Source organism: Halomonas heilongjiangensis (genome assembly GCF_002879645.1).
GTDB lineage: Bacteria > Pseudomonadota > Gammaproteobacteria > Pseudomonadales > Halomonadaceae > Halomonas > Halomonas heilongjiangensis.
This window is the reverse complement of sequence record NZ_PNRE01000023.1, coordinates 1-12,660: the sequence shown is the minus strand read 5'-3', so window position 1 is coordinate 12,660 and position 12,660 is coordinate 1. Positions and strand designations below refer to the sequence as shown.

Below are 12,660 nucleotides of genomic sequence, written 5' to 3'. Positions count from 1 at the left end.
ATGTCCCAGACCCTGGAAGCACAGCAACGCGTTCCCGATGGCATGGCCGGCCTGCGTCTAGACCAGGCCGCTGCCGAACTGTTCACCGATTTTTCACGGGAGCGTCTCAAGGGCTGGATCAAGAACGGCGCCCTGACCGTCGACGGCAGCCCCGCCAGGCCCAGGGACAAGGTCTACGGTGGCGAGCGGCTGCAACTGCTGGCCGAGATCGAGGACGATACCCGTTTCGAAGCCGAAGAGATCCCGCTGGAGGTGGTCTTCGAGGACGACGAGGTGCTGGTGATCGACAAGCCGGCGGGGCTGGTGGTTCACCCGGCCGCGGGCAACCCCGATGGCACCCTGCTCAATGCGCTGCTCTACCACTGCCCGGCGCTGGCGGCCGTGCCACGGGCCGGCATCGTGCACCGGCTCGACAAGGACACCACCGGCTTGATGGTGGTGGCCAAGACCCTGGCGGCGCAGACCGCGCTGGTGGAGCAGCTCCAGGCGCGCACGGTATCGCGGGAGTACGATGCGGTCTCGGTGGGGGTGATGACCGCCGGCGGCACCCTGGACGCGCCCATCGGTCGCCACCCGCGTGATCGCAAGCGCCAGGCGGTGAATGCCTCCGGCAAGCCGGCGGTGACCCACTACCGGGTGGTGGAACGCTTTCGCGCCCATACCCATGTGCGTTGCCGGCTCGAGACCGGTCGCACCCATCAGATTCGCGTGCACCTGGCGCACCTGCGCTATCCGCTGGTGGGTGACCCCGTCTACGGTGGGCGGCTCAAGCTGCCGGCTGGCGCCGGCGAGGCGCTGAAGACGCTGCTGCGCGAGTTTCCCCGCCAGGCGCTGCACGCCCGCAAGCTGGCCTTCGTCCACCCCGGTTCCGGCGAGACCCTGACCTTCCGCGCGCCGCTGCCGGATGACATCCTGTTGCTGCTCGACTACCTCCGCGACGACGTCGAGACCATGCGTTGAGGACCCCGCAATGAGCGATGCCCCGGACCTGCGTCCGACCCTGATCCTGCCCGACTGGCCGGCCCCCGCCACCGTGGGGGCCTTCGTCACCACCCGGGAGACCGGCCCCAGCCAGGACGACTTCGCCGCCTTCAATCCGGCCGGGCATGTCGGCGACAACGAGGCGCATGTGGCCCTGTGCCGACGCCTGCTGCAGAAGGAGCTCAAGGACGAGCGGCCACTGCTGTGGTTGAACCAGGTCCATGGCGCCCGGGTCCAGCAACGCTACTCGGCCGAGCCGCCCGAGGCCGATGCCGCGGTGGCCTTCGACCAGGGGCACGCCTGCGTGGTGCTCACCGCCGACTGCCTGCCGGTGTTCTTCTGTGATCGCCGCGGGCAGCGGGTGGGGGTGGCCCATGCCGGCTGGCGCGGGTTGGCCGGGGGCGTGCTCGAGGCCTCGGTGGCCGCCCTCGGCGTCCCGCCTGACGAGGTGCTGGCGTGGCTCGGTCCGGCCATTTCCAATGCCCAGTTCGAGGTCGGTCCAGAGGTGCAGCGGGCCTTCGTCGGCGTGCACCCCGAGACGGCCGAGGCCTTCGAACCCAGTCCTTACCGGCTCGGCCACTACATGGCCGATCTCTACAAGCTGGCGCGCCTGCGCCTCGAGCGACTGGGCGTCTCGCACATCAGCGGCGGGCACTTCTGCACCGCCTGCGAGCCGCGCTTCTATTCCCACCGCCGCGACGACGGCAAGACCGGGCGGATGGCCAGTGTGATCTGGCTAAGATAGGCCAACGTGGTACCGATCGAAGGCGCGGCTGTCCCGGCGCCGCTCTCTCACTGAACTTGATTTACATCAACCCGCATCCGCTTTCCCCGGCAGCCGCCTTGAAAGCGGCCCACCCTGACTCCATTGAGTGTGTCAAGACGAATCGACAGGGACGAGCGGCGTGTCCGAACGCGTCGCCACCCCGATGGAGGAAAGCGCATGCGTTTCGACAAGTTCACCGCCAAGCTGCAGAACGCCGTGGCCGATGCCCAGTCCCTGGCCGTGGGCCGTGGCCACAACCAGCTCGAGCCCGGCCACCTGCTGCTGGCGCTGCTCGATGCCCGCGATACCGGCGTCAAGGCACTGGTGCAGAAGGCCGGTGGCGACGCCGCCCGGCTGCGCGATGGGCTGGTGGGGCACCTCGACGACCTGCCCAGGGTCGCCCAGTTCGACGGCGAGGTGCAGCCCTCCCGCGACCTGGTCAAGCTGTTCAACCTCACCGATCGCGAGGCCCAGAAGCGCGGCGACCAGTACATCGCCAGCGAGCTGGTACTGCTGGCGGCGCTGGAGATGGGCCAGGCGGTGACCAGGTTGCTGACCCAGGCCGGCGTCACCCGCAAGGCCCTGGAAACCGCCGTCGACAGCGTGCGGGGTGGCGAGCGGGTCGACGACCCCAACGCCGAGGACCAGCGCGAGGCGCTGGAGAAGTACACCCTGGATCTCAACGAGCGGGCGGCCAGTGGCAAGCTCGACCCGGTGATCGGCCGCGACGACGAGATTCGCCGCACCATCCAGGTGCTGCAGCGGCGCACCAAGAACAACCCGGTGCTGATCGGCGAGCCCGGCGTGGGCAAGACCGCCATCGTCGAGGGCCTGGCCCAGCGCATCGTCGACGGCGAGGTGCCGGAAGGGCTCAAGGACAAGCGGGTGCTGTCGCTGGACATGGGTGCGCTGCTGGCCGGCGCCAAGTTCCGCGGCGAGTTCGAGGAGCGCTTGAAGTCGGTGCTCAAGGAACTGTCCCAGGAGGAGGGCCGGGTGATCCTGTTCATCGACGAGCTGCATACCATGGTCGGCGCCGGCAAGGCCGAGGGTTCGATGGATGCCGGCAACATGCTCAAGCCCGCCCTGGCCCGTGGCGAGCTGCACTGCGTGGGCGCCACCACCCTGGACGAGTACCGCAAGTACATCGAGAAGGACGCCGCCCTGGAGCGCCGCTTCCAGAAGGTGCTAGTCGACGAGCCCTCCGAGGAGGACACCGTGGCGATCCTGCGCGGCCTCAAGGAGCGCTACGAGGTGCACCACGGCGTCGACATCACCGACGGCGCGATCATCGCCGCGGCCAAGCTGTCGACCCGCTACATCACCGACCGCCAGCTGCCCGACAAGGCCATCGACCTGATCGACGAGGCCTCCTCGCGCATCCGCATGGAGCTCGACTCCAAGCCCGAGGAGATGGACCGCCTCGATCGCCGGCTGATCCAGCTGAAGATGGAACGCGAGCACCTCAAGAAGGAGACCGACGAGGCCTCGAAGAAGCGCCTGGAGAGCCTCGAGGAGCAGATCGGCGAACTCGAACGGGAGTACGCCGACCTCGACGAGATCTGGAAGGCCGAGAAGGCCAGCATCCAGGGGGCGGCCCAGTTCAAGGACGAGCTCGACCGGGCGCGCGTCGACCTGGAGCAGGCGCGTCGCCAGGGCGACCTGGCGCGCATGTCCGAGATCCAGTACGGGGTGATTCCCGAACTCGAGAAGAAGATCGCCGAGAGCAGCGAGGCCGAGGCCGACACCGCCAGGCACCAGCTGCTGCGCTCCAACGTCACCGAGGAGGAGATCGCCGAGGTGGTGTCGCGCTGGACCGGCATCCCGGTGGCCAAGATGCTCGAGGGCGAGCGTGACAAGCTGCTGCGCATGGAGGAGGCGCTGCACGAGCGGGTGATCGGCCAGGACGAGGCGGTGACCGCGGTGGCCAACGCCGTGCGGCGCTCCCGGGCCGGGCTCGCCGACCCCAACCGGCCCAACGGCTCCTTCCTGTTCCTCGGCCCGACCGGGGTGGGCAAGACGGAGCTTTGCAAGTCGCTGGCCAACTTCCTCTTCGACACCGAGGAGGCGATGGTGCGCATCGACATGTCCGAGTTCATGGAGAAGCACTCGGTGGCGCGGCTGATCGGCGCGCCCCCCGGCTACGTCGGCTACGAGGAGGGGGGTTACCTGACCGAGGCGGTGCGCCGCAAGCCCTACTCGGTGCTGCTGCTCGACGAGGTGGAGAAGGCCCACGCCGATGTCTTCAACATCCTGCTGCAGGTGCTCGAGGACGGCCGCCTGACCGACGGCCACGGACGCACCGTGGACTTCCGCAACACCGTGATCGTCATGACCTCCAACATGGGTTCGGACATCATCCAGCGCATGGGCGGCGACGACGCGGACTATGAGCAGATGAAGGAGATGGTGATGGCGGTGGTCGGCGACCACTTCCGCCCGGAGCTGATCAACCGCATCGACGAGGTGGTGGTCTTCCACGCCCTCGGCCAGGAGCAGATCCAGGCCATCGCCGGCATCCAGCTCGACCGCCTGCGGTCACGCCTGGCCGAGCACGACCTGTCGCTCGAGGTCAGCGACGCCGCCCTGGCGCAGCTGGCCGTGGTGGGCTTCGACCCGGTGTTCGGGGCGCGGCCGCTCAAGCGGGCGATCCAGAGCCGCATCGAGAACCCGCTGGCCCAGGACCTGCTGGCCGGAAAGTTTGCCCCGGGCGATGTCATCCGGGTCGATGCGGAGGAGGATCACCTGGTGTTTCATCACTGATACACAAAGCGTTACGCTGTCGCCCGGGCATCCGCTCGACGACTGGCTACACTGAAATCAGGTTGCGTCCTGTAACCCTATTGCCCGCCGGTCCCCCATGCCGGCGGGTTTTTTTGCGGGCACGAAAAGGCCCCGGGCCGATCGTCCGGGGCCTCGTGAGGGGCATTCGATCAGGTCGGGGCCCGCGCGTTGGACAGATGGACGCGACGCAGGCTGACGTCGTCGCCGACCAGGTGCTTCTGCAGGTCCTCGAGGGAGACGTTCTTGGTCTCGGGCATGAGGAACATCACGAACACCAGTTGCAGCAGCATCATCACCGCGAAGAAGGCGAAGACCGGGCCGCCGCTGAAGGTGCCCAGCACCCAGGGCATCACCAGGGTGATCAGGGCCGCGAAGATCCAGTGGATCGAGCTGCCGAAGGACTGGCCGCGGGCGCGCACGTGGTTGGGGAACACCTCCGAGATGAATACCCAGATCACGGCGCCCTGGCTGATGGCGTGGGCGGCGATGAACAGTGCCAGCAGCATCGGCACCTCGAGCCCCCCCAGGGCATTGCCGAAGAAGGCCCGGGAGATCAGCACCAGCGAGACCAGGTAGCCGAGCGAGCCGATGTAGAGCAGGGTCCGACGCCCCAGCTTGTCGATCAGCGACATGCCGATCATGGTGAACACCAGGTTGACCACACCGATCCCGGCGGTGGACAGCAGGGCCGCCTGACTGCCGAGTTCGGCGGCCTCGAGCACGCGGGGGGCGTAGTAGATGATGAAGTTGATGCCCGAGAGCTGGTTGAAGAAGGCGATCAGGAAGGCCAGCAGGATCGGCAGCCGATAGCGACGCGAGAAGAAGCGCGCGTGGGCGTTGCGTTCGTCGTCCTCGGCGGCGCGAATGGTGGCGATCTCCGCGTCGACGTCTGCCTCGGGATTGATCAGGCGCAGCACGCGTGAGGCTTCCTCGACGTCGTTGCGCTTGAGAATCAGCCAGCGTGGACTGCGCGGTACCCGCGTGATCAACAGGGTGTAAAGCAGGGCGGGCACGGCCTCGATGCCAAGCATCCAGCGCCAGGCGTCCTCGGTCATCAGGCTACCGATGAGGTAGTTCGAGATGAACGCCATCAGGATGCCGAAGACGATGTTGAACTGGTACATGGCGACCAGGAAGCCGCGGTACTTCGGCGGGGCGATCTCGGAGATATAGGTGGGAGCGGCCACCGAGGAGATGCCCACGCCGATGCCGCCGAGCAGGCGAAAGAGGGCGAACAGCGCCGGGTCCGAGACCACCGCTGAGCCGATGGCGGACACCAGGTAGAGCACGCCGATCATGATCAGGGTGGCGCGGCGACCGAGGGCGTCGGTGGGCCAGTTGCCGAAGATGGCGCCCAGCACGGTGCCCCACAGCGCCATCGACATGATCAGCAGGCCATGCTGGAGGTCGCTGAGGCCCCACAGGGCCTGGATGGGCTTGTCGGCGCCCGAGATCACCGCGGTGTCGAAGCCGAACAGGAAGCCGGCCAGGGCCACGGTGATCGACCATTGCACGATACGCGACATTGTCATTGTCCTCTCGAGGGGATGGCGAATAAGTGAATCGATTCATCTGGCGGCTGCAAGGCCTGTTCGGGCCTCATCGTGTGGCGTAGACGACAGGTGAATCGTGTCACTTGAGAGGCTATTACAGCAGCAAAGATCGCCGTGTGCGACTCGATCGCCCTAGACTTTGGTATAGTCCGTGGTCGGCGAAACGGCCGGAACCGCCGTGGCGAGGCCCGTACGGGCCCACTCCGGTTGACACCTTCGTGATGCTAATGGAATCTTGAGCGTTCCTGATTGCGGGCGCGGACTCCTGCGGGCGACCCCCCATTACCGCGCGAAGGGTAGGCCACCTGGCCTCTACCCGCCGAAGGACTTCCGGGTCCGGGCCAACCGCCCGACCTGGCCAACGCCCCGACGCGGCGATCCGCCGTGAAGGGAACCGCTGATTTATGTCGCGAGCGACGAGAGGTTGAGCGTCGCCGGAACGGAGCAACCGGAGTTTACAAAGTCAGTAAATGAGGATTGTGAGTACCGCCGGCGGTCAAGATGGCTAGGTTCGTTCCCGACGAACCAACGCACTTCCCACATCCGTGTGGGTCGTCGAGCGCAGCAATAAATCAGCGTTCCCGAATGAGAGTGCAGGCCCCAACAGGGCTATTTGCCAGGGTTTGGCATCAGGTGCCGGCGTGTCCGGCAGCGGCATACCGCCGCACTCGAACCCGTGACCCGATCAGCGGGCACGGATCGCACTCGAGACCTCCAGGGGAGAAACATCTGTGGAACTGCTTTCCGGCGCGGATATGATCGCCCGCTTCCTTCAGGATGAGGGCGTCGAATACATCTATGGCTATCCAGGTGGCGCGGCGCTGCACATCTACGACGCCTTGTTCCGTCAGGACAAGGTCAAGCACATCCTGGTGCGCCATGAACAGGCCGCGACCCATGCCGCCGACGGCTATGCCCGGGCCTCCGGCAAGCCGGGTACGGTGCTGGTGACCTCGGGCCCCGGGGCCACCAATGCGGTCACCGGCATCGCCACCGCCTACATGGACTCGATTCCGATGGTGGTGCTGTGCGGTCAGGTGATGAGCCACCTGATCGGCGACGACGCCTTCCAGGAGACCGACATCATCGGCGTGACTCGCCCGATCGTGAAGCACAGCTTCTCGATCAAGCACCCGACCGAGATTCCGGAAGTCCTCAAGAAGGCCTACTACCTGGCCGCGACCGGGCGTCCCGGCCCGGTGGTGGTGGACATTCCCAAGGACATGACCGCCCCCACCGAGCGCTACGAGTACGTCTATCCGAAGAAGGTCAGGCTGCGCTCCTACAACCCGGTCACCCGTGGGCATACCGGTCAGATCAAGAAGGCCGTGGAACTGATGCTCAAGGCCAAGCGCCCGGTATTCTACACCGGCGGCGGCGTGGTCACCGGCCGGGCCAGCGAGGGCTTGACCGACCTGGTCAAGCGGCTGGGCTTCCCGATCACCACCACCCTGATGGGGATCGGCTCCTACCCGCAGAGCGACCGCCAGTGCCTCGGCTGGCTCGGCATGCACGGCTCCTATGAGTCGAACATGGCGATGCACCATGCCGACCTGATCATCGCCATCGGCGCGCGCTTCGACGACCGCGTGACCAACAACACCTCCAAGTTCTGCCCCACCGCCAAGATCATCCATGTGGACATCGACCCCAGTTCGGTCTCCAAGACGGTGCGGGCGGACGTGCCCATCGTCGGGCCGGCGGCCAGCGTCATCGACGAGATGATCAGCCTGCTGCAGGGCAAGGAGGCCGCCAACCCCGAGGCCCTGGCCGAGTGGTGGCAGAAGATCGACGGCTGGCGCGAGGAACGCCGCGGCAAGCTCTATGAGCCGTCGCAACCCGGCGAGGCGATCAAGCCCCAGGAGGTGATCGAGGCGTTGTGCCGGATCACCCGCGGCGAGGCGTACGTGACCACCGACGTGGGCCAGCACCAGATGTTCGCGGCCCAGTACTACAAGTTCGACAAGCCCAACCGCTTCATCACCTCCGGGGGGCTCGGCACCATGGGCTTCGGCTTCCCGGCGGCCATGGGCATCAAGCAGAACTTCCCGGACGAGCAGGTGATCTGCGTCACCGGGGAGGGCAGCTTCCAGATGATGATGCAGGAGCTGTCGACCTGTAAGCAGTTCGGGGGCGGCGTGAAGATCGTCAACCTCAACAATGCCTCCCTGGGCATGGTGCGCCAGTGGCAGGACCTCAACTACAAGTCCCGTCATGCGCACTCCTACATGGAGTCGTTGCCCGACTTCCAGAAACTGATCGAGTCGTATGGCTTCACCGCCCTGAAGGTCGAGACGCTCGAGGAGCTCGAGCCGGCACTGGAGAGAACCTTTGCCGACAAGCACGAGCTGGTGTTCCTCGACGTCGCCGTGGATCCTCACGAGCACGTCTATCCGATGCAGGTGCCCCTGGGCTCCATGCGTGACATGCTGCTTTCGAAGACGGAGCGGACCTGATGCGCCATATCATCTCGATCCTGATGGAAAACGAACCGGGCGCCCTGTCACGCGTGGTGGGGCTGTTCTCTCAGCGCAACTTCAACATCGAGACGCTGAACGTGGCGCCCACCGAGGACCCGAGCCTGTCGCGCCTCACCGTCACCACCGTGGGCGACGACCGGGTGATCGAGCAGATCACCAAGCACCTCAACAAGCTGATCGACGTGGTCAAGCTGGTCGACCTCACCGAGGGCAACCATATCGAACGCGAGTTGATGCTGATCAAGGTCAAGGCGCTGGGGGCGGCCCGCGACGAGGTCAAGCGCACCGTGGACATCTTCCGCGCGCAGATCGTCGACGTCTCGCCGAGCCTCTACACGGTGCAGATCACCGGCGATGCCGGCAAGCTGGATGCCTTCCTGCAGGCCATGGGGCCGGTGGGCATCCTCGAGGTGGCGCGTACCGGGGTGTCGGGGATTGCCCGCGGCGACAAGGTGCTGTCCCTGTAAGCCAGGCACTGATCGGACCACCAAGGCCGTCCCTCGGGGCGGCCTTTTCAATGCTAGCGCTCCACCACCTCATCCCAGAGCGCCTGGATCAGCGGGCTCCTGAGGCGCCGCTCGAGCACGCAGAGCCCGACGTCGTAGTGGGGCAGTTCCGGCTTGACCGGCAGCACCCGTACCCGCTCCACCAGCGGACTGTTGTCGAGCACGATCTTCGGTACCACCCCGAGCCCGAACCCCAGCCCGACCATGCTGACGATCGCCTCATGGCCGGCCACCTGGGCGTAGATCCGCGGCGCGATCCCCAGTGCTCGGAACCAGGTGTTGCTGTACTCCCGTGACAGTCCCGCCTCGGAGAGAATCATCGGTACCTCGCGCCACTGCTCGGCGGAGGGCGACTCGGGGGTCGGCGGTATCCAGTGATGGTGGTCATGGGGGGCGATGAACACCAGCGGCGAGCGGGTCAGCGACTTGAAGGCCAGCGCCTCGGGCACCCGGCGGGGGCGGGGAGTGATCGCCATGTCCTCGTCGCCGCTCAGTACCCGTGCCATGGCCTCGGCCGGATCGCCGGTGTGCAGCTTGAGCTCGATGCCGGGGTGGCGGGTCCGGAATTCGCTGAGCAGCTCGTAGAGGAAGCTGTAGCTGGCGGTCACCGAGCAGTAGATGCTGATCTCGCCGGTCAGGGTGCGTGCCTCGCTCATCAGCGACAGCCGCAGTTGCTCCCACTGCTCCAGGGTGTCCCGGGCATGGTGCTGGAAGGTCTGGCCCTGGCGGGTCAGGCTGACGTGGCGGTTGTCGCGGTCGAACAGGCGCACGCCGAGGCTCTCCTCGAGCTGACGGATCGAACGGGAGAGCGTCGAGGGACTGACGTGGCAGGCATCGCTGGCGCGGCCGAAGTGCAGGGTATCGGCGAGGGCCAGGAAGTGCTTCAGGGGGCGCATGTCCATGGGGAGAGTATTGCATATTCCGGCATGTGGCGTTGCAAATATCGCGTTTTACGCAATGGGGCGGCTGGCGTAAGGTATCGCCATCGGTCGACAGAATCCCAGTGCCGCGGCAGACGGCGCGGGTGGCCATCAACGCTGAGACGATTTCCAACCGCCTACTTCAAGGAGCACAGCATGCACGTTTACTACGACAAGGACTGCGACCTCTCCCTCATCCAGGGCAAGAAGGTCACCATCGTGGGTTACGGTTCCCAGGGCCATGCCCATGCCAACAACCTGAAGGAGTCCGGTGTCGACGTCACCGTGGCCCTGCGCGCCGGTTCCTCTTCCGCCGCCAAGGCCGAGGCCGCCGGCCTCAAGGTCGCCAGCGTGCCGGAAGCCTGCAAGACCGCCGACGTGGTGATGATCCTGGCGCCGGACGAGAACCAGAAGGCGATCTACGAGCAGGAAGTCGAGCCGAACCTGAAGCAGGGCGCCACCCTGGCCTTCGCCCATGGCTTCAACATCCACTACAACCAGATCGAGCCGCGCAAGGACCTGGACGTGATCATGATCGCGCCCAAGGCGCCGGGCCACACCGTGCGCTCCGAGTTCGTCAAGGGCGGCGGTATCCCCGACCTGATCGCCATCCATCAGGACGCCTCCGGCACCGCCAAGGAGCTGGCGCTCTCCTATGCCGCCGGCGTCGGCGGTGGCCGTAGCGGCATCATCGAGACCACCTTCAAGGATGAGACCGAGACCGACCTGTTCGGCGAGCAGGCCGTGCTGTGCGGCGGTGCGGTCGAGCTGGTCAAGGCCGGCTTCGAGACCCTGACCGAGGCCGGTTATGCCCCGGAGATGGCCTACTTCGAGTGTCTGCACGAGCTCAAGCTGATCGTCGACCTGATGTACGAGGGCGGCATCGCCAACATGAACTACTCCATCTCCAACAACGCGGAGTATGGCGAGTACGTGACCGGTACCGAGGTCATCAACGAGCAGTCGCGCGCCGCCATGCGCAATGCGCTCAAGCGCATCCAGACCGGCGAATACGCCAAGATGTTCATCAACGAGGGCAACAGCAACTACCCGTCGATGACCGCGCGCCGCCGCCTGAATGCCGAGCACGAGATCGAGATCGTTGGCGCCAAGCTGCGCGGCATGATGCCGTGGATCGCCGCCAACCAGCTGGTCGACAAGTCCAAGAACTGATCACCACCGGCGGTTCAGCCCACCACGAGGGCGCGGGTATCCGCGCCCTCGTTCATTGAGGAGAGCCGTTGTGGAGGCCGGCGTTGTGGGGGCGCGGTCTGCGTGTAGAATGAGAGCATCGCCAAGTGCGAATTCATTCCGGCAATGGACGAGATGCATGAGTCAGGACCCCCGCAATACCGAGCATGAGGGCTCGCGCCCTGCCCAGGAACCGGACAGCGCGCCATCCGGCGAACGGGTCCCCCCTGCCGAGGAGGACCTGGCCGCGACCTTCGTGCGCGAGACCGAGGTCATCGAGGAGTCCATCGAGGACGGCAAGAAGGTGCGGCGCAAGGGCATCTACCTGCTGCCCAACCTCTTCACCACCTCGGCACTGTTCGCCGGTTTCTTCTCCGTGATCGCCGGCATCAACGGTGACTTCACCGCGGCAGCCGTGGCGATCTTCATCGCCATGGTGCTGGACGGCCTGGACGGTCGGGTGGCACGGATGACCAATACCCAGAGCGCCTTCGGCGCCGAGTATGACAGCCTCTCCGACATGCTCTCCTTCGGCGTGGCGCCGGCGCTGGTCGCCTTCACCTGGATATTGCAGGACATCGGCAAGACCGGTTGGGTGGTGGCCTTCCTCTACGTGGCCTGCGCCGCACTGCGGCTGGCCCGCTTCAATGTACAGGTCGGCAGTGTCGACAAGAAGTGGTTCATCGGCCTGCCCAGCCCGTCGGCGGCGGCCTTCGTCGCCGCCAGCGTCTGGACCTTCCACAGCTTCGACGCCGACGCGGTCGGCTTCAAGCTGCTGATGCTGCTGGTCGTCGCTGCCGCCGGGGTGCTGATGGTCAGCAACATCCGCTACTACAGCTTCAAGGATTTCGACCTCAAGGGGCCGGTGCCCTTCGTGGTGCTGCTGGCCATCGTGCTGGGCTTCGTGGTGATCTCGGTGGAGCCCTCGGTGATGCTGCTGTTGCTGTTCGGCGCCTATGTGGCCTCGGGGCCGGCGCTGGCGGTGATGCGCAAGATGCAGCACCCCCCTCCCGCCGGCTGAATCCGCGCCTGGACGTCCTGCTGCAACGCCCGTCTCGAACGGGCGTTGTCGCCTCCCGGGCAGCGCCCGGTTTGTCCACAGGCTGTCTGCCGGACCGGCTGTGGATGACCGTGGCTCTCCGGGTTGGAGTTTTTTTACAGGAAGGGCTTGTCGAGGCCCGGGGAAATCCGTAAAGTACGCATCCGCTGCCGGCGACGGGCAACGTTGCAGGCGGTGATGAGTGGTAGAAGTGGTTGTTCTGTTTGAGGTTTTCGAAGATTTCCTCGCTTGACAGTCACGGCGGATTCGCTAGAATGCGCCCCACTCGCTAGAGGGCCCGCTGAGGGCTCTATTCGCCAGTCATTGCTGCCATGGGCAGGATGAGGCGGTCAGCAAGACGGGAGGCAGTGCATCGCCGACCAGCGCTTGACACGCCGCGGCGAATCAGTAGAATACGCCTTCCTCGCCGGGCGCTGGGCCAC

General features: G+C 66.0%; 9 protein-coding genes. 7 read left to right on the top strand and 2 right to left on the bottom strand.

Annotated elements, in window-relative coordinates; translation table 11 throughout:
* From rluD to clpB, 3 genes are all read left to right on the top strand, one after another.
* On the top strand, nucleotides 1-960 hold the full coding sequence (gene rluD / locus C1H66_RS04365) for a 23S rRNA pseudouridine(1911/1915/1917) synthase RluD (protein WP_102626696.1): 960 nt from the start codon (nucleotides 1-3) through the stop codon (nucleotides 958-960).
* Nucleotides 961-970: 10 nt separating this feature from the next.
* A complete protein-coding gene (pgeF, locus tag C1H66_RS04360; RefSeq protein WP_102626695.1) occupies nucleotides 971-1,726 on the top strand; it encodes a peptidoglycan editing factor PgeF in 756 nt (251 codons plus the stop codon).
* A gap of 198 nt (nucleotides 1,727-1,924) precedes the next feature.
* Nucleotides 1,925-4,507: an ATP-dependent chaperone ClpB gene (clpB, locus tag C1H66_RS04355; RefSeq protein WP_102626694.1), complete on the top strand. Its 2,583-nt coding sequence runs from the start codon at nucleotides 1,925-1,927 to the stop codon at nucleotides 4,505-4,507.
* Nucleotides 4,508-4,677: 170 nt separating this feature from the next.
* Here the strand turns inward: clpB and C1H66_RS04350 are convergent, their stop codons facing one another.
* Nucleotides 4,678-6,084, bottom strand: coding sequence for a sugar porter family MFS transporter (locus C1H66_RS04350; RefSeq protein ID WP_338066453.1), 1,407 nt, complete (start codon nucleotides 6,082-6,084; stop codon nucleotides 4,678-4,680).
* A 728-nt stretch (nucleotides 6,085-6,812) separates the two neighbouring features.
* Between C1H66_RS04350 and C1H66_RS04345 the strand changes: the two genes are divergently transcribed.
* Both C1H66_RS04345 and ilvN read left to right on the top strand, forming a co-directional pair.
* On the top strand, nucleotides 6,813-8,537 hold the full coding sequence (locus C1H66_RS04345; protein WP_102626692.1) for an acetolactate synthase 3 large subunit: 1,725 nt from the start codon (nucleotides 6,813-6,815) through the stop codon (nucleotides 8,535-8,537).
* On the top strand, nucleotides 8,537-9,028 hold the full coding sequence (gene ilvN, locus C1H66_RS04340; protein ID WP_102626691.1) for an acetolactate synthase small subunit: 492 nt from the start codon (nucleotides 8,537-8,539) through the stop codon (nucleotides 9,026-9,028). Before C1H66_RS04345 ends, ilvN begins: the two co-directional genes overlap by 1 nt.
* A 53-nt stretch (nucleotides 9,029-9,081) precedes the next feature.
* Here the strand turns inward: ilvN and ilvY are convergent, their stop codons facing one another.
* Complete coding sequence (gene ilvY, locus C1H66_RS04335) at nucleotides 9,082-9,969, bottom strand: HTH-type transcriptional activator IlvY (protein ID WP_102626690.1); 888 nt, start codon at nucleotides 9,967-9,969, stop codon at nucleotides 9,082-9,084.
* Between the two features lie 174 nt (nucleotides 9,970-10,143).
* Here ilvY and ilvC point away from each other — a divergent pair, with 174 nt between their 5' ends.
* Nucleotides 10,144-11,160, top strand: a complete 1,017-nt coding sequence (ilvC, locus tag C1H66_RS04330) for a ketol-acid reductoisomerase (RefSeq protein WP_102626689.1) — start codon at nucleotides 10,144-10,146, stop codon at nucleotides 11,158-11,160.
* Between the two features lie 157 nt (nucleotides 11,161-11,317).
* Nucleotides 11,318-12,199: a CDP-diacylglycerol--serine O-phosphatidyltransferase gene (gene pssA / locus C1H66_RS04325; RefSeq protein ID WP_102626688.1), complete on the top strand. Its 882-nt coding sequence runs from the start codon at nucleotides 11,318-11,320 to the stop codon at nucleotides 12,197-12,199.
* Nucleotides 12,200-12,660: the final 461 nt, after the last annotated feature.